At 35.6% G+C, this 17,510-nt stretch carries 19 protein-coding genes and 3 pseudogenes; 8 read left to right on the forward strand and 14 right to left on the reverse strand.

Annotated features, from left to right (window positions below; translation table 11 throughout):
* Window positions 1–96 precede the first annotated feature (96 nt).
* Window positions 97–636, reverse strand: a complete 540-nt coding sequence (locus tag UN64_RS10775; protein WP_077362518.1) for a GNAT family N-acetyltransferase — start codon at window positions 634–636, stop codon at window positions 97–99.
* 378 nt (window positions 637–1,014) lie between these two features.
* Between UN64_RS10775 and UN64_RS10780 the strand changes: the two are divergent.
* Window positions 1,015–1,215, forward strand: a pseudogene (locus UN64_RS10780) (KGG domain-containing protein); the annotation flags it as partial.
* A 114-nt stretch (window positions 1,216–1,329) separates the two neighbouring features.
* Here the strand turns inward: UN64_RS10780 and UN64_RS10785 are convergent.
* Window positions 1,330–1,752 carry a hypothetical protein gene (locus UN64_RS10785; protein WP_077362522.1) on the reverse strand — a complete coding sequence of 141 codons (423 nt, stop codon included), beginning with the start codon at window positions 1,750–1,752 and terminating at the stop codon, window positions 1,330–1,332.
* A gap of 480 nt (window positions 1,753–2,232) precedes the next feature.
* On the opposite strand from UN64_RS10785, the gene UN64_RS10790 reads away from it, so the two are divergent.
* Entirely contained in the window at window positions 2,233–2,883 is a 651-nt protein-coding gene (locus tag UN64_RS10790; protein ID WP_077362524.1) for a FusB/FusC family EF-G-binding protein, read from the forward strand.
* A 91-nt stretch (window positions 2,884–2,974) separates the two neighbouring features.
* On the opposite strand, the gene UN64_RS10795 is transcribed toward UN64_RS10790, so the two are convergent.
* The gene (locus UN64_RS10795; RefSeq protein WP_077362526.1) at window positions 2,975–3,346 is read right to left on the reverse strand and encodes a hypothetical protein; all 372 of its coding nucleotides are present in this window, start codon (window positions 3,344–3,346) and stop codon (window positions 2,975–2,977) included.
* 215 nt (window positions 3,347–3,561) lie between these two features.
* Here UN64_RS10795 and UN64_RS21125 point away from each other — a divergent pair, with 215 nt between their 5' ends.
* Window positions 3,562–3,981 carry a hypothetical protein gene (locus tag UN64_RS21125; protein WP_077362528.1) on the forward strand — a complete coding sequence of 140 codons (420 nt, stop codon included), beginning with the start codon at window positions 3,562–3,564 and terminating at the stop codon, window positions 3,979–3,981.
* Between the two features lie 303 nt (window positions 3,982–4,284).
* On the opposite strand, the gene UN64_RS10805 is transcribed toward UN64_RS21125, so the two are convergent.
* Together UN64_RS10805 and UN64_RS10810 are read right to left on the reverse strand one after the other, a co-directional pair.
* Entirely contained in the window at window positions 4,285–4,452 is a 168-nt protein-coding gene (locus tag UN64_RS10805) for an imidazoleglycerol-phosphate dehydratase (protein WP_077362530.1), read from the reverse strand.
* Between the two features lie 134 nt (window positions 4,453–4,586).
* On the reverse strand, window positions 4,587–6,107 hold the full coding sequence (locus UN64_RS10810; protein WP_077362532.1) for an MDR family MFS transporter: 1,521 nt from the start codon (window positions 6,105–6,107) through the stop codon (window positions 4,587–4,589).
* Window positions 6,108–6,273: 166 nt separating this feature from the next.
* Here UN64_RS10810 and UN64_RS10815 point away from each other — a divergent pair, with 166 nt between their 5' ends.
* Window positions 6,274–7,143, forward strand: coding sequence for a TetR/AcrR family transcriptional regulator (locus UN64_RS10815; protein WP_077363730.1), 870 nt, complete (start codon window positions 6,274–6,276; stop codon window positions 7,141–7,143).
* Between the two features lie 112 nt (window positions 7,144–7,255).
* The gene (locus tag UN64_RS20910; RefSeq protein ID WP_171978871.1) at window positions 7,256–7,396 is read left to right on the forward strand and encodes a hypothetical protein; all 141 of its coding nucleotides are present in this window, start codon (window positions 7,256–7,258) and stop codon (window positions 7,394–7,396) included.
* 29 nt (window positions 7,397–7,425) lie between these two features.
* Here the strand turns inward: UN64_RS20910 and UN64_RS10820 are convergent, their stop codons facing one another.
* Together UN64_RS10820 and UN64_RS10825 are read right to left on the reverse strand one after the other, a co-directional pair.
* Complete coding sequence (locus UN64_RS10820) at window positions 7,426–8,745, reverse strand: hypothetical protein (protein WP_077362534.1); 1,320 nt, start codon at window positions 8,743–8,745, stop codon at window positions 7,426–7,428.
* Window positions 8,735–9,298 (reverse strand): sigma-70 family RNA polymerase sigma factor, encoded by a 564-nt coding sequence (locus UN64_RS10825; RefSeq protein WP_171978872.1) that lies wholly within the window; start codon window positions 9,296–9,298, stop codon window positions 8,735–8,737. Before UN64_RS10825 ends, UN64_RS10820 begins: the two co-directional genes overlap by 11 nt.
* Before the next feature lie 184 nt (window positions 9,299–9,482).
* Here UN64_RS10825 and UN64_RS10830 point away from each other — a divergent pair, with 184 nt between their 5' ends.
* Entirely contained in the window at window positions 9,483–10,535 is a 1,053-nt protein-coding gene (locus UN64_RS10830; RefSeq protein WP_077362536.1) for an NAD(P)/FAD-dependent oxidoreductase, read from the forward strand.
* A 56-nt stretch (window positions 10,536–10,591) separates the two neighbouring features.
* Here the strand turns inward: UN64_RS10830 and UN64_RS21395 are convergent, their stop codons facing one another.
* Genes UN64_RS21395 through UN64_RS10840 form a run of 3 tightly spaced genes read right to left on the reverse strand, consistent with a single transcriptional unit; the run spans window position 10,592 to window position 13,609 of the window.
* A complete protein-coding gene (locus tag UN64_RS21395) occupies window positions 10,592–10,726 on the reverse strand; it encodes a hypothetical protein (protein WP_281249419.1) in 135 nt (44 codons plus the stop codon).
* The gene (locus UN64_RS10835; protein WP_077362538.1) at window positions 10,726–12,939 is read right to left on the reverse strand and encodes a histidine kinase dimerization/phospho-acceptor domain-containing protein; all 2,214 of its coding nucleotides are present in this window, start codon (window positions 12,937–12,939) and stop codon (window positions 10,726–10,728) included. The genes UN64_RS21395 and UN64_RS10835 overlap by 1 nt, the downstream gene beginning before the upstream one ends.
* A complete protein-coding gene (locus UN64_RS10840; protein WP_077362540.1) occupies window positions 12,917–13,609 on the reverse strand; it encodes a response regulator transcription factor in 693 nt (230 codons plus the stop codon). The genes UN64_RS10835 and UN64_RS10840 overlap by 23 nt, the downstream gene beginning before the upstream one ends.
* A 217-nt stretch (window positions 13,610–13,826) precedes the next feature.
* Between UN64_RS10840 and UN64_RS21500 the strand changes: the two are divergent.
* Window positions 13,827–13,947: pseudogene (locus UN64_RS21500) on the forward strand (IS3 family transposase); the annotation flags it as partial.
* 244 nt (window positions 13,948–14,191) lie between these two features.
* Complete coding sequence (locus tag UN64_RS10845) at window positions 14,192–14,716, forward strand: DUF4871 domain-containing protein (protein ID WP_077362542.1); 525 nt, start codon at window positions 14,192–14,194, stop codon at window positions 14,714–14,716.
* Window positions 14,717–14,813: 97 nt separating this feature from the next.
* On the opposite strand, the gene UN64_RS10850 is transcribed toward UN64_RS10845, so the two are convergent.
* The 4 genes and pseudogenes from UN64_RS10850 to UN64_RS10865 all read right to left on the reverse strand — a co-directional run.
* On the reverse strand, window positions 14,814–15,269 hold the full coding sequence (locus tag UN64_RS10850) for an SMI1/KNR4 family protein (protein WP_077362544.1): 456 nt from the start codon (window positions 15,267–15,269) through the stop codon (window positions 14,814–14,816).
* 180 nt (window positions 15,270–15,449) lie between these two features.
* A complete protein-coding gene (locus tag UN64_RS10855) occupies window positions 15,450–16,229 on the reverse strand; it encodes a hypothetical protein (RefSeq protein ID WP_077362546.1) in 780 nt (259 codons plus the stop codon).
* A gap of 107 nt (window positions 16,230–16,336) precedes the next feature.
* Window positions 16,337–16,774 (reverse strand): hypothetical protein, encoded by a 438-nt coding sequence (locus UN64_RS10860; RefSeq protein ID WP_077362548.1) that lies wholly within the window; start codon window positions 16,772–16,774, stop codon window positions 16,337–16,339.
* 148 nt (window positions 16,775–16,922) lie between these two features.
* A pseudogene (locus UN64_RS10865) lies at window positions 16,923–17,440 on the reverse strand (tyrosine-type recombinase/integrase); the annotation flags it as partial.
* Window positions 17,441–17,510: the final 70 nt, after the last annotated feature.

A 17,510-nucleotide genomic window follows, 5' to 3' on the forward strand; every position in this document is an offset into this window, starting at 1 on the left:
ATTCCATTAAATCACATTAAATTTCTATGAAACATAAGCAACAAAATAAAAAGGTGTACTTGATTTGTTTACTAATTTAAATCTTTTGTAAAAACTCTAAAACTTTAATAAAGCGTACACCTTTAAATCTTTATGTTCGCCTTTAACATACATTACTTTTCTACTTATTCCTTCAAAAGACATACCTAACTTTTTCATAACTTGCTCTGAACCCTTGTTTTCTAAAAAACATCTTGCCTGAATACGCACTAAGTCCATACTTTCGAAACCAAAAGAAATGATTGCTCTTGCTGCTTCAGTAATTAGCCCTTTGCCCCAATATTCTTTTGAAAGAACATATCCGATTTCAGCACTATTGTGTTGTTGTTGCCACCACACAAAATGAACTGTTCCAATAAACTTACCATTTTCTTTTAGCTCAATTCCCCATGGAGCATCGTATTGAGGCAAAAATGAATTTATAAAATGGGTTGTATCTGATAAAGAAGAATGAGTATCCCACGTTACATATCTCGTTACTTCTTCATCAGAGGCATATAAATACATACCTTCAGCATCATCTAATGTGATTTTTCTAAGGATAAGATGTTCCGTTTCTATTTTAGGTATATCACCAAATTTTTTTATAATATTCATTTATTCACCCCTTTTAAATTTATCATAATAATTATATATTGTTTTACTTTTCCTTTGCTGAATACTGTTTCAGATAATGGGCTTTGCAGTTTTCTTTTTTTATAAAAATAAAATGGGTTGAGAAGCAATGAATGCATCGACAAAATTCAGTATATCAATAAAATACTTTATCTTTAATTACAGCCGTGAATCTCATATTGAAAAAGTTTTTCACTTCTTTTGAATTCATAAATCTCAAGTGATTACAGAAAAATTTTCATCTTTCAAAAAAGAAAAGCACATTTTGAAGTTTATTATCTCGGGATAACGGATACATTCTCTGTACAGCCGACAAACAAGAAAATTGTCAGCTGAAAATATTTAAAGGAGGAATTTTCAATGGCTAGAGAAGATCAAGGTAAAATGAGTAGAGAAGAAGCAGGTCGTAAAGGTGGAGAAGCTACCTCCAAAAACCATGACAAAGAATTTTATCAAGAGATCGGTGAAAAAGGCGGAGAAGCTACCTCCAAAAATCATGATAAAGACTTTTATCAAGAGATCGGTGAAAAAGGCGGAAACGCAAGAAATAACAATAACAACAACAATAATAATAACAACGGATAAAACCAATAAAAACTCGGACCTTAATGTAAGGTCCGAGTTTTTTTATCTTTTTTATATTCAAAACAAAATGACAGTTATAATCACCAGCTATCACGCAGCAAATCTCTTACGATAATATGGTTCTAGAGAGTGGTGCATCAAGAGTTCAAACAATTCCATGTGTCCCGGCAAACTAAGTCTGTCACCAAGCAGTTGCTTAGCTTTTTCCCATGCATTTGTCTCAGCACGCAATTCAACTCTTCTTCTTAAATAATCTACTTTTATAGTATCTAATTGTTCACAAATATCTAAGAGAGTATCGTCCATGGCATGACCTAATTCATGTGCAAATACAATAGCTGCATGTATCTCGAAAGGCTTTAATGATTTATATAATGAAAGACACTGATTCTCTAATCCTTTTATATAAAGCGTGATCTTATTTTCTTTTGGATTATATACCCCGCCAGCTAATGGCCGAGTTTCTGAGTGGTCTTTAATTTCGACTATTATATTAAGAGATGATTCCTTCATTATTTCTTCTACTATTTTTATAGATAACACCTGCCTGATTAAATTTCTAATCATTAATTTATTATAACAATATTTGTAGCAATTTAGCATTGAATATGTATTAAACATTTATAATATTCTTGAAGAAATGTACCATTTTGTTGAAAAAGTACATGTGATATCTATAATAGAATCAATCACTTAGTATTATGAGTAAAGTGTTTCCTTACTGAAAAAAACAAATTCCTTTTGTCATTATATATATTTGCAGTTCTCCAGAATACTTCCTATAATAAAATGTGATGAATGGAGTGTGATGGAAATGGCAAATCAATTTGCCGTAATCAAAAGCTGCTCATGCGAAGCCTTGTTGTTAGGGCGATACTTTGTATGGGCGGATCGTAAATAGATAGGATTGTCGCCTTAGAGCAGTTATCGTTTCTAATAGTGGGCTTTGCAGCTTGTTTTATTTTTTATTAAAACAAAAGGAGCTGAAAAGCAATGAATACACCATTCATTAGAAACCATCAATATAACCTCATCAAAAAACAGGTCGGACATTTGCAGCATGCCTGCAATAATGGTGCTGACCCTAAAGTCATTGACGCGGTAGAGTTTAACGCTCTATCTACTATGTTGGATTCGTTTCCGGAACTAACTGATTCTCAAAAACATACGTTAGAAAAGTTTGTGGGTTTACGTAAAACAGAAGAATTTCAGCAATACTTCATTTCTCTGGAACCTTATTTAGAAGCATTTTCACAAGTAACTGGAAAACAGATCCTGAAGTTGTTCCCGAAGATCAAGAAGTTAAAGACACCTAACTTAAATGCGATCGATCATCACCAGATCAGCTATCTGGGCTGGGTGGACATAGCAACTCAAAAGCTGTTCATCGTCTATCATCTAAACGGCAAAACGGTGGGCATTCAAGGGCGTTATACACCTGCGAACAAAGGAGTTTGCTTTTTATGTAATGGGATTGGTGATGTGGCGCTGTTTTCAGCGGTCACCAAATCTAAACCGGAGAACGCATCACCTGATTACTATAAAGCAATCGGTAACTATATGTGCGTGGACAGTCATGAGTGCAACAAGAAGATTACGAGCGTTGCGGTGTTGGAGAAATTTCTTCATGAGGTTCTTTACTAAGTAAAAATATATAAATAATACAAAATAGCCATCTAATTCGCATATGAATTAGGTGGCTTCTTTTTGTTAGCAAAAATCAACGTTTATTACATTAATTACCCCAAGTACCCCAGCCGCTTGGTGTGCCTTGACCTCCCCATGGTGATGGGAAAGCTTGACCTTGACCATACCCCTGACCACCCATGCCGCCCGGAAGACCGCCTTGGTGTCCGAATTGTGGAGGAATAGGACCGTTATAAGGTGTCCAACCACCTATCGCTTGTAAAGGTAAAGTTATTGATATATCTTCTGTTGGAGTAAATATTTTAAAATATACGTCTCCAGTGTTTGTTTGTGTATTCAAAGTATAACCTGTAATTTGAACAATCACTTGACCATAACCAGGTAAATTAGTTATCCCATAGCTGTTCACATTATAGATATTAATTAATTCTTGAGCACTCAATCTTGTGTGTTGAAACAAAAAAAAGCAACCCTCTCAAAATAAAATCTTTTCGTTTAAGTATATGGATTTCTCCCTGTTAATGTATAGGCAAACACTTATGAAAAACAAATGAATACCACTAATAAAATTAATCCACATGATATAAATCACCATTTATAGGTACTCGTCCATGCTTATGGTTGGGATGAACATATACATATATGGAAGAAAATTTATATAAAGGATGGATCTTTTTGTTTCAAGGTGAAAGAGCGTATTTAGTACCAGGTAGCACGATTGAACAATTTATTGGTCAATATATTACGACTGCCATTACAGGATACGGGCAGGTAGTGGCACAAGTCGTTAAATACGATAAAGCCAGCAAGATGGCAACACTTAACGTATTCACACCTAGTGGAGTAAGAGCCTTACAAGTACATGAAACCGATATGTACGGAATTGCTCCATATCAAGGACCAATTCCTCCAGTCTTCGGATCTGGGATGGGACAGATGGGTCAGATGGGCGGCCAAATGGGACAGATGGGGCAAATGGGTCAGATGGGCGGTCAGATGGGACAAATGGGTCAAGGTGGTCTACAAGGACAAGGCGTACCTTGGTGGCTTCAACAATATTTTGGTGGTTGGGGCGGCTGGGGTCCTCGTAATTAATTTCCGTTTCTTGTTGAGCTAAAGGCAGAAGGCGCTGGCCCAAAAGAATATAATAAGTAAAAGCTGACTATTTTGGGAGTCAGTATTTTTCGTTATTAAAGCTGCTATCGGCGAAAAATTGTCGAGTATAGGCGAGAATGAGGTTTTTTCCAGCGGGAATTTGTCGACTACAGGAAAAAACAACCTATTTATCGGCGAAAACTCCACCTCTTTCGGCGAACGTGTAATAAATATTAGAACACGTACCGTTAAAAAATCGAGGCTGCCGAAAGTAAGTTTACCTTACTTTTGAGGCAGCCCATTCTATTCGCTCTGTTTTGGTTTTGCCTTTGATTTACTTCCCTTTTTAGAACGATATTCGTTTCCTTTGTTGTTATTGCCGCTTATTAGTTCACTTGCAAACTCTTGATCGTGCTGTGTTTTTGGTGAACCTTGATTTTGGCTTCCTTCACTTCCGTTACGGCTCGTCATCTCATTTCCTCCTTTTATTCTGAACTTCCTTTTTAGTATTGCTTTTCCGTTGCGGATTACTCATTTTTTTAGTGGCACAAGAAAAGCTGATACGAAAGGATGATCGGTCCCTTCGTATCAGCTTCATTTTTTTATTAATTTGTTACAGGCTTTGCTAGTGGTTTGCCTTGATTTTCTATCTTGTTAACAGCTTCTGCGCTTGTGTCTACCCGTTTCACGAAAAGCGCTAGTAACAGTGCTACAATATTCATCCCTAATGCTACATAGAACGAATATTGGATTCCGGATAATAAAGCTTGCTGTGATAATGCAGCGGTTGATGCTTCGGTTATCGTTGCAGGATCTACTCCGCTCATCAAGCTTTCCGCCTCTGTTTTCGTTACAGAGTTCATGAGCGTAACGAGAATTGCCGTTCCGATCGAACCTGAAACTTGCTGTGCCGTATTATTGACAGCTGTACCGTGCGGATTAAGTTTCGTAGGCAGCTGATTTAATCCGTTTGTCATGATCGGCATCATCACCATCGAAAGTCCAAACATGCGAAGTGAGTAAACAAAGATAATATATGAATACGCCGATTGAGCATCTAAGTTTGCCAGCATATATGTGGAAACAGCTGTAATCGATAATCCCACTACTGCCAAAGCACGAGGTCCGAATTTATCGAACAGCTTTCCAGTAATCGGTGACATGATCGCCATCACGACCGCTCCCGGCAGCATCATGAGACCAGAGTCTAGTGGAGAAATGCCGCGAACACTTTGAACATAAGCCGGTGTTAAGATCATTCCTGAGAACATCGCTACCGCGTTTACAATTGCGATTACGGAAGCGAGTGCAAACATCGGATATTTATAAACACGAATATTTAATAGTGGCTCCTCGAGTTTGAGTTGACGCAGCAAGAACAGAATTAATGCGATACCACCAGTAATGAGTGTGCTGAGTACGATCGTATCCGTCCATCCATCTGAACTAGCTGTACTGCATCCGTAAAGGATACCTCCGAACCCGATGCTTGATAAAACAAGTGACGTGTAGTCAAGTGTCGCTTTTTTGTTTTGTGCCATTACGTTATCGAGTTTCCAGACTGCAAACAGTAAACTAATAATCGCTAAAGGAAGGATCATCTCAAAAAGCAATCGCCAGTCATAGTATTCTACGATGTATCCAGATAAAGTAGGTCCTATCGCTGGAGCTGTAATCATAACCAGACCAAAGATCCCCATTGCCATTCCCCGCTTCTCGCGCGGAAAGCTGACGAGCATGATGTTCATTAAGAGCGGTCCCATAACGGAAGAACCTGCCGCTTGAATCATACGTCCTGTCAGTAACAGACCAAAGTTCGGTGCGAATGCCGAAATAGCCGTACCTACTGTAAAAATAGCCATTGCAGATATAAACAGTGCTCTATTTGAGAAGCGTGTGATTAAAAAGGCTGATGCCGGAATCAATACTCCGCTGACAAGCATGAATCCTGTGACGAGCCATTGTACCGTTGAATAATCTTTTATTTCTAAATCAACCATGATCGTCGGAAGTGCGACGTTCAGCAATGAGTTGTTCAAGAATGAAACAAATGCTCCGACGAACAAAATAGTGAGCATTAAATAAGGAGGCTTTTTAGGTTCTAAAGCTGTATCTGTATTTTTCATGTATTTTCTCCTCTGTTTTATAAAGATAATACTTAACTTTATTAAGTTTATACTCGAGGTTCAAAAAAGGCAACACTTTTATACTGATAGTCTAAAAAATATTGTTTTTCTAGCAGAAGAAATTTATACTATAAGTAGAAGAAAACCAAGGGGATGGCTTGAATACATGAATAACAAGAAAAGAAAAGTAGCTGACATTGCACTAAAATTGTTTATAAAAAAAGGTATTCAACAGACCTCTATACAGGAAATCATTGAAAAAGCGAACATCTCTAAAGGTACGTTTTATAATTATTTTTCCTCAAAGAGTGATTGCATTGCAGATATCTTGGAATTCCTGCGCTATGATGCAAGCCAGCAGCGGATCGCGCTACAGATAGGTAAGGATCCAAGTGACCGCCAAGTTTTTATCGAGCAAATTACAACCATCATGCGTCTGAATCAAGAGCGAAATGTAACACCGCTTTTTGAGGCTATTCTGTCTTCAAATGAAGCTGATCTAAAAAAACTAGTGATGCAGCACCGTGTTTATGAGATGGAATGGCTGTCGAATCGTTTTATAGATATTATGGGGGAAGACATCCGCGACCATGCCTTTGAAGCGACTGTATTGTTTTTTGGGATGGTGCACCACATGTTGTTTACGCTGCGGGTTACAAACAGTACGTATTCATTAGATGAAGTGGTAGACATCCTTCTGTCGTATATCGAACTAATTGCGCCGAAAATGATTATGAATGAGAAAGTGATGCTGAACCATTCTGCTATCGATTTATTGCGTACGAATGTGAGTAAAAATGTTGTAACCAAGGAAGATGTCATGAAGCTGGCGGATCAGCTGCGGAATCATCACGCCTTTAACGAAGAGCAGCAAGATTTATATGATGTCATCGTTGGTGAATTACAGCGTGAACGAATGCGTAAAGTCGTACTTCAGCCTTTGTTAAAACCTTTTCAGAAACTTTTCGAAGAGACACCGATTCAATCACAAGTGCACAAGTTTACGAATATGCTTTGGTATTTGTTGAAGACCTAATGATAAAAAGTTAAAGAGGCTACCGGATCGTTTTGCCGGCAGCCTCTTTTTTGAGTGGATAAAAGATATTTGAAAACAAATACTAAATTCATCAATCACTTGGAGGTTAATTATGCGTAATGAAACTGGTTTTGCAGCTATAATTTTCTTTACTATCCTGAGTCTTGTTACTTCTTTTGTCTTTGGTATGGTTCTTAATTCGAAAATAAGTAAATTAAGTGAATCTGTAAAAAATGCAGATAGCAAAGGGTGAAATAAAAATATTTTCCCTTTAAATCTTGTTTATTTCAATTTCAAATTCTTTAAATACTTCACTAATTCATTGTAATCAGAAGTATTAAATATTTGTTTTTTGTTATCAAAGACCACGTATGTTGGTTCTTTTTGTAACTTTAAAAACGGATATTTTTGTTGAGCATTTTTTAAGGATATAGCATTAAAGATAGATTGAATATTTTTAATCCCTTTTTCTTCTAACTCAAATACTTCTAGTTCATCTCCAACCACGAAGAGAGCAACCTTGCTATTATCTTCTGCTAGAAACTTCTTTTCACCGCTTGGAGATTCATTATTAATATCAAACTGGTTTTTATATTTTGTTATATCCGGTTTTAATTTACTGACCTCTATAGGTATATTAATCAGTAACTCTTTAGGGTACAGGTAATTTACAACCTCATCATTTTTATTGTAGGTCTCATACTTTACCAGGATTCCGGTGTCCTTATCCACCCAAAATCGAAAAGTCTCAGAGCTATGTTTTTCGGACGCATAACTGTCCAGATTTCCTTTAATGACGACTGTATTATGACCAAGTACCCTTTCATTCTGCTTCTCAATTTCCCATCTTTCTAAATCTCTTGTATAATTTGAAGCGATTTCATAGGGGAAAAGTGAATTTTGTGCCATTCCAATCGGCGGCCGGTCTCGGTAGCTTGTCATGTTCGCTCCATCTGATTCTGTTGAAAATGCATCTTCAATCTTTAATGTGCAACAAGTAGCAGTAGGCAAATATCCTATTTTTCGATAGGAGTTATTTTCTTTAGAGATACTCCAAATTGTACTTTTATCATAATAAGTAATTTCAACATTAGAATTTTTTTTGCCATTAGGCACATGCACGGTTTTACTAAAACCTCCAATTGGTTTTTTCATATTTAGCTGGTATTCTACTGTCGTCATATTATTGTGAGTATATTCCTCAAAACTCCCCTTAGCAGTTTCAAAGTAATCAATCGTGTTGATCATCTTTGTTAGTACTTCTTCTTTTGTCATTTTACCAAAGTACTCTTCTTTCTTCTCTGGTACATATGTGGTTGTCGCTGGTTTATTCGCTAAGTTTTCCTTTAATCGTTTTGTGTCTCCGCTTTCTGTAAGAGTAATTTGTTCAACGGCAAATAACGTGACGGCTGTTAATAAAAAAACTGAAACGACAGTACTTAAAGTGAATTTCCATGTTCGAGAAAAGAAAGAACTGTTCTGTGGTTTTTCTGATTCTTTTACTTTTCGCATGACCTGCATCATACTATTTTCATTAAAATCCAAATTTTTAAGTAATGTGCTATTCATCTTTTCATTGAGGTTTTTTAGTTTATCTTCCACGTTTATCACCTCTTTCCAGCTTCTTTTTCAATTGCTGTCTTCCTCTTAAAAGTCTAGTTTTAACTGTGTTTTGATTAATGCCTAGCAGCTCAGATATTTGGTCGATCTTCATTTCTTCATAATAATAAAAAATAATAACTTCCCTTAACTTAATCGGCAGGGTTATAACTAGATTGGATAGGTAGTCATTCTCTTCAAATGTAAGAAGTTTCTCTTCAGGAGATTTCTCTTTGGACGCACGAATGGGTTGGCCAACTAAGTTTGAAATTATGAGATTTTTAAAGTTCCAACTTTTTATAACATCCTTACAACTATTTACTGTAATTCTATAAAGCCACGTTTTATATGATGAATCCTGTCTAAAGGAATTTAAGTTTTTATAACATTTCACAAAAACATCTTGGACGATATCTTCTGCCATTTGTTCTTGCTTAACATATGTAAAGGCTAATCTCTTTAAGTCTCGACCGTACTCTTTCATAAGCCACATGAGGATTTCTTCCTTACTTTGACCTACAGGAGTCATACTTTGTAATTCTTCCGCTTTTTCCATTTCTCCACCTCTATTCTTTATAATAGACGATTATCGGTTTAATTGAGTTCCATTTTTCACACAAAAAATGCGACTTCATCTTAAGTAGTACATCGCTCAAATTTCCATTGTAAAAATGTGAGATTCATTATATATTTAAATGAGAATGATAATCACTATTATTGCTTCCTGAGGAGGAACGCATATGGAAAACAAAGAGATTTTTGATGTAACTATTATTGGCGGAGGGCCAGCAGGCTTATATTCAGCCTTTTATAGCGGACTAAGAGAAATGAAGACAAAGATCATTGAGTTTCAGCCCCATTTAGGCGGAAAGATTCATGTGTATCCTGAGAAAATGATCTGGGATGTCGGCGGCCATACCCCGCTACCTGGTGCAAAACTTATTGAAAAGTTGGTTGAACAGGGATTAACATTCAATCCGGAAGTTGTTCTCAATGAAAAAGTTGAATCGATGACGAAGGATGAAGACGGTATTTTCATCTTAAAAGGTGCCAGCGGAGAATTGCATTATTCCAAAACAGTGATCGTTGCAGTCGGCAGCGGTATTTTAAATCCTCAGCGGCTGGATATCGAAGGTGCTGAGAGATTTGAAGTGTCTAATTTAAACTACACCGTGAAATCTCTACAGCAATTTAAGGATAAGACGGTTGTAATATCGGGCGGCGGTAATACTGCTATTGATTGGGCAAACGAACTAGTGCCGATCGCCAAAAAAGTTTACCTTACATATCGAAAAGGTACGTTAGCTGGGCACGAAGCTCAAGTTACACAGCTGATGAACAGTTGTGCAGACTGTATTTTCAACACCTCAATCTCGAAGCTGTTTGCTTGTCCGAATCATGAGGTGATCGAGCAGATCGAGCTGACCAATCATGTGACAGGTGAGGTTTCCTACCTTCCTATCGACGAAGTTATTATCAATCATGGGTATGAGCAGGATACATCCCTGCTCGGAAATAGCGACTTGAACATCGAACTCGCTGATAATTTTTATATTGCAGGAAACGCAAACAGTGAGTCATCAGTCCCTGGTCTGTATGCTGCAGGTGACATCCTGAAACATGAAGGCAAATTGAATTTGATCGCTGGAACATTCCAAGACGCAGCAAATGCTGTAAACAAAGCGAAGCAGTTTATTCAGCCAGACGCTCAAACCGTAGCGATGGTTTCATCTCATAACGAAGTATTCAAAGAGCGCAACCGTGAACTGGTGAAACAGATGATTCATTCGTAATATGAAGCTGACAAAAGTTAAAACGACCAGAAAATTTCATCTGGTCGTTTTTTTAATCAGTCATCAGTCTCAGAGATATGTGTTGTTTTTATCGTTTCTTTAGAGTTGGGACTTCCAGCATTCTCGGCAAACCCAAATATGCTGTATATAACAATCGTTATACCAATAAAAAACTTCTTGTTAATCTTCATTACTCCATTGCATCCAATTCTATCGTGACTTTAAATAAGTCTCCATCTACATCAATCTCCAAGCTTCCTTCATGAAGATCTACAATGGATTTAGCAATTGCAAGGCCTAAACCCGATCCATCGGTATGACGGGAAGTATCTCCTCGCTTGAAACGTTCAAACAATTCATCAATATTTCCGCCTAACTCATATTTAGAAACGTTTTTAAAAGAAATTATAACTCTGTGTTTTTCATGAACAACGGAAACGTAGACTCTTGTATTTTCCAGAGAATACTTCAGGACGTTGCCTATCAAATTATCAAAGACGCGCCACATTTTTTGTCCATCTACATATGTGAAAATCTGACTTTTAGGAGTTGCCAGCCTAAAGGTTAATGAAGACTCTTTTATCGTTTCGTTGTATTCAGCCAGTGCCTGCTGCAGCAGCTGGAAAATATCTACTTTTTGTTTATTCAGTTCAATATTGCCGGTTGCCATTTTAGAAGCTTCAAACAAATCATCAATCAGGACTTTTAGACGTTTTGATTTGCGGTCGATAATTTCCAAATAAGAATCATGATCCTCTTTCGTTAATCCTTCTGCCTTTAGTAGTTCTGTATAAGTAATAATTGAAGTTAAAGGCGTTCGGAGATCATGACTAACATTTGTGATGAGCTCGGTTTTTAGGCGTTCACTTTTGGCTTCTGCTTTTTTGGATGTTTTTACTCCATGTTTCAAAAGATTAAGATTCCCAGCAAGCGCTGCTAAAGCCGACTTCCCCTTATAAGGAAGATCTTGTTCCAATTTTCCGGCCGCAAGCTCATTGGAATGTTGAATAATCCGATTGAAATTTCCGATGTGTTTAAACATGTATAACAGAACAGGAATGGTGACTACAAGAAACAGAACTGCATAAATACCAAATAAATCAGGTTCTGGTTCTATGAAAACGACTCCTGCACCGAATCCTGATAAGAAGATTACAATAAGGAGCAGCAGGATTTGAATTCCCACACTTTTGTTGTAAAACGCATCTGAGCTTAATCGGTAGAACCAGCGTGACATTTTTATGATAAAAGCTTCTTTATACAATTGTACTTTGCCGAGTTCTCTGTAGATCCATACCATTTGTATGAGGGTAATCCCTACCATTAGGACCGCGAACAGAAATTCAAAGAGTCCGCTGCTATACAGGAAAGAAAAATAAAGGTTATCGTAATTCTGAGCATTGGCAACGAGTGCCACGAACATAAAGAAAATTGAAAGCAATAGACTTACTAGTTTAATATCAATTGGCACTCTCTTGTAATAGATCCTTTTATCCGAAGCGGCAATCACCTGGAATGGGTGCATTTTTCTTGCCCAAATCACCACAGAGCAGATGACTAGGAGACTGCTGATGGATGTTACATAAAAGAACATCTGCCTGCTCTCATATTCTTCCTTTTGTTCTTTTATCCAGTTCCCTGTTGAACCCGAATTCGGCAAGGTAATAATCCCTTGAATCAATCTTGGGTTTTGAGCAAAATATTCGTCCTGTATGAAATCTAAAAATGAATAATGACCATTTAACTGTAAAGAGTCATTTTCTGATAAGGAATATTGTCTCGTAAACAAATTAGGTTGATCCTTCAGATCTTCTGGGTTATTGGCATTTTTAACATTTGTAAAAACTTCTCCCGTTTTCACATCTTCCAGATAGTAGTGGAAGCCCAATAGGTTATCATCGTAATTGGCAATGAACTGTTCTCTTTGCTTGAGAAATGCATCAATTTGCTTTTCCTTCTCTTTTATTACCTTAGCTTTAACATGTTCATCGCTTTTAAAGTTTTCAATAATATCGCTTATCTTCTCATCTCTTTGCTGTTCATAGAGCCTCACAACATCTTCATTCTCTGCAGCTTTAGCATCTTCTATTTTCCCCTGGTACTGATCTTTAATATTTGTAACTTGATCAGATAACGTGCCATATCGAGTACGATGCTCCTCAATTTCTTCTTTGGTTACCTTTATATCGCTCTTTAATTCTTTTTCAGAAGTATAATTAATATCAGCGATGGTGATGTATTCTATAAATTCATCTACGTGCATGTTGAAATCTTCCGTATGAAAATAATCTTTATTTAAGTACCAATGGCCATTGTCTAAGATTGATAGAATTCCGCTTAGCCCAAAGGTTACCAACAAGATCCAAACAGAGATTTTTATTCTACTTTTCCATTTTGTATCCAATTCCCCATACCACCTTTAAATACCTTGGATTTTTTGGATCAATCTCTATCTTTTCTCTAATCTTCCGAATATGAACGGCGACTGTATTTTCCGCATTATAACTAGGTTCTTTCCATACCCGCTCATAAATGTCATTGATGGAAAATACCCTTCCCGGATAAGACATTAATAGATCTACTATCTTATATTCGATAGGTGTTAACTTTACAGGTTCACCGTTTACGGCTACTTCTTTCGCTTCCTTATCAAGGGTCAGTCCATTCAGATTGATCAATTCTGTTCTCCCCTCATATGTACCAAGTGTGACGTACCGCCTGAGTTGAGATTTAACGCGGGCAATCAGCTCCAAAGGATTGAAAGGTTTTGTCACATAATCATCTGCACCAATCTGAAGTCCCAGTACTTTGTCGGTATCCTCGCTCTTCGCACTTAAGATGATGATCGGGATGTTTTTTTGTTCTCGTATTTTAAACGTAGTTGAGATGCCATCTAATTTCGGCATCATGATATCCATTAAAATGAGATGAATTTGATGCTCTTCCAATTTTTCAATCGCTTCGATTCCATCACTTGCCTGCACAACTATGATTCCTTCGTTTTTCAAATATATTTCAATGGCATCGCGAATTTCTTTCTCATCGTCCACGACTAGCACAGTAAATCCATTCATGTTCTCACTCTCCCTTCTGCATTATAGCATGGTATATATTTGAAATTATCTTCATTCTACATGGCAATCCTTTATAATTTCCTAGCATAAATCTTAAGACTTTCTTAATTATGTAAAGCTGACATAGATCAATCCAAAACATAATAAAAAAGCTGCCAAGGTAAAAATAACGGGTTCTCTTTTGGAGTACAAAAGGCGAAAAGTATAGGCAATCGCATATGAAAAAGCACTGCAAATGAACTACATCCTAATTGAGAGGAATAATTACTATTAACACCAAACGAATTAAGGCAAAATTAAAAGGCTTGAGTCCAGTACAATACCGGATTAAAGCCTAAGAAGCCGCCTGATCATTCGTGTCTAATTTTTCGGGTTCAGATCAAAATTGCAGTGCTTTTGTCATTTTTTAGACAAAGCTTTATTCAATTATCGCACCCGTTCGTTGAATAAAAGCAGATCCTGAAATAGACAAGTCCATTACTGATTATTTTAACTTTAAAAATTGTTTTTAAAAGTTTTTTGGTAATTTATGTTAAAATTTAAATATGAAAATAGTATGATTACTAAAAAGGAGGAGTTTAGTTGAAAGTTAAATTCACTCTACTTGTGTTTTCTTTGTGTTGTTTGATTATGAGTGGTTGCTTTTCAGAGGAGACAAAGGATGAAAAAGCACAGTTTGTTATGCAAAATGATGATTCGCCTAGTTATGTAAGTGAGGCTGATCTTAAAAACATTGATTGGGAGAAAACGGTTACAAAAATAGGGACAAATGGAAACAATGATATCTTTGGAAATCCAAACAAAGTTGGTTATGTAGGACCTGATTTACACGCAAAAAAAATAGATAAATGGTTATGGCACTTCTTTGGGAAAGCAGAAGGGAAATTAACCGTAGTAGCTTATCATCAAGAAACATCGATGAAAAAGCCCTTGTTAACAAGTGGTTACACAAGAGATTTTTCAGGAGGAGCAATGAACGGGGCAGATGCCACGATGCCTTCTAATGTTTCTTTACCCTCATCAGGAAAATGGGCTTTGCTTGTGTATATAGATGAACAGTTATTTGATACGTTAGTGATAAGTGTTAAAAATAAAGTAACAGAATAATAAGTTAAAAAAACGACCAGATTTCTGTCTGGTCGTTTCATTCCATTAAAGCACCCGATTGTTGAATATGAAACTAGATTGTTTATTGTAGTTTTAATTATTCATTATACTCAACTAACTTATTAATAAAATTGGGTAATGATTGAGACAAATACACAATATGATTTTCTGGATTATCACCATATTCAAATTCATGATTATAATAATAAATTGCTCCATTATCTTTTTCACTAATACTGAAGCAAAATAAATTACCACCTTCTTCATCAGCAAACGGGATTAACCAACTAGGCTTAATCTTTTCATCGTTTAGCAACGGTAAGAAACTAAAAAGACTTCGTCCATTTTCATTTTTTACTGGAATAAAGTTATCCACCACATACTCATTATAATCATTTCCTACGTGTAGTCCTTTTTCAGGATATCCACCGTTATACAGTAGATAGTGATTTTTAAATGAGGAAGGAAATATAAAATTAAAAATCTTTTCTAATGCTTGCAAATCAGCTTCAAGAATATTATCTTTTGTTCCTAAAATCTTATTTGAATACATATTTATCCCCAGACACTCCTACATATATATTTAATTGACCATTCCCTTAATTTTCATATTATATATCGGTCATATACGAAGAAGGTTTTGTTAAACTAATTGCCCGCAAAAAAAAGAGCACTTCTCCTTTTTGAAGAAATGCACCCGATTGTTTAATAAGAATATGTAATTGGTTATTACTTATATAAAATCTAAATTTGGAAAATTGATATTGTCTCTTTTTAAAACACTATAAGGAGCTATTTGATCATTTATATTAACCTTTATGCCTTTGGATTCAGCCAATTTACCCAACCCTAAAGCCGTAATACTAATTAATTCATTAATGGTATGATTTTTTTTATGTTCTTCTATTAAAAGATTTAACCCTTCATTTACCACACTTTCATCTCTTTCCACTATTCCGTTTAAAACTTGAATATAATTTTCATATGGTTTCACTTTTTTCTGATACTTAATTTTCTTAAAGTTTTCAATGTACTCCATAGCTTTTTTATCTTCATTTAATGCGATGTATTTAATGGTGTATCCCACATTATTAATAAAGGGATGCCCATGCTCTGTCTCTTCTTTAGTCCTTCCTCCTAATAAATGTGATACTGAAAATGTTAGTTCCTCAGAATCACTCAGGATAGCAAGTAGTAGTCTATTATATTTATTCATTGACACTGACACAAAAGAAGATGAAATTTTCATTTCTTTGTTATCGTACTTCTGAAATAGAATCTCTTGAATTTTTCCTGCTAAATAAAAATTTTTCTTAGCTGCAAGAATGTCATTATTAAGGCAAATCTCACCGATTCCAATAACACAATAATCATTTGCTAACATATCATAGTACCTATCAATAAAGTTCGGATTAACATTCTTGCTTTTAATCTTACTAATTTTATTGTTTATACCCTGTTTATGTTCCAAAAAAATCACTGGAAAACTATTTAAATAGTATGCTCTGGACATTAAAAATCTCCTTTATGTATACAATTGTTACTGTTTAAAATGGGGTTTTCCTTCCTGAAGAAATGCACCCGATAGTGGAATAAGAAGCAAACTTGTGTTTATGACCTTTAGTTCAATATAGCGGCATTTTTAAGTGAAGTATCTAATATATCACTTATTTTATTGTAATCAAGTGACCAATAATAACCACTACTTTCAAACATAACGGTATTTTCCATAATCCAAAAGCTACCGCCATATATAACCTTATCATTTGTTCGAATTAAAAGTTTGTTATATTGTTTGGGTTTCTGTTGAGGAGGGAAATTAAAAGATTCAATCTTTGAATGTTTTTCCATTTTTGAAACATCTTCAGCAATTTTCATAATCAGTTTTTTATCTGTAACTTTATAAGAATGATTATCTGTTGAAACAATTACTTCTTTTATATCTTTTTTAGCAAGGTTAAATCCCCAAATTGACAAATGAGTTTGCTGATAAAAAACAAAAGTTCCAATTGTTATTAAAACGATAAATGCTAAAACACTCCATTCCTTTTTAGACACCAATCCACCATCCTACTATATATTTACTTTAAATTTAACTTATTAAATGATAATCCTTATTCCACAATCCTGCTCGATTGCTTAATACCAATTATTTCAAATTATAACAATTAACTCAATCCTTAAATCAATAAAAAAAGTACGTCTTCTAAAACGCACTTAAGAAATATCTACTATATAAATCTGTCTTTGCTTCCCACTAAATTGAGAGTATATTTTGGTTGTTTCGCTTTTCTCATGCCCCAATAGACTCTGAATTACTTCTAGAGGTGCTCCATTATTGATCATATTCGTAGCGTAGCTATGACGTAATTGATGGGGATGAATACTTTTCCTGATTATAGCACGACTAGTTATACGCTTTATGATGTACCTTATGAGATCAATACTCATCCTTCTTCTAGGTTTCCTATCTGTGATAAACAAACATGGATCTGTATCGTCTCTTGAATCCAGATACCTTTTTAACCATAAAGAGCACCGAGTATTAAAGTAAACTTCACGTTCTTTATCACCTTTTCCGTGTACAAAAACAGAGTTTGTTATAAAGTTAATATCATTACGGTTTAATTTTACTACTTCACCAATACGACAACCTGTTGAGTAAAAGAACTCAAATAAAGCATTTTCCATAGCGTTTTGACAAGATTCTCTTAAAGGTTCAATGCCTCATAAATTGGATACATTGAACTGATATTCTGCCTTTTGCTCATAATATTCCTTTACAGGGACACTC

It is taken from the genome of Fictibacillus arsenicus, assembly GCF_001999465.1.
GTDB classification, from domain to species: domain Bacteria; phylum Bacillota; class Bacilli; order Bacillales; family Fictibacillaceae; genus Fictibacillus; species Fictibacillus arsenicus.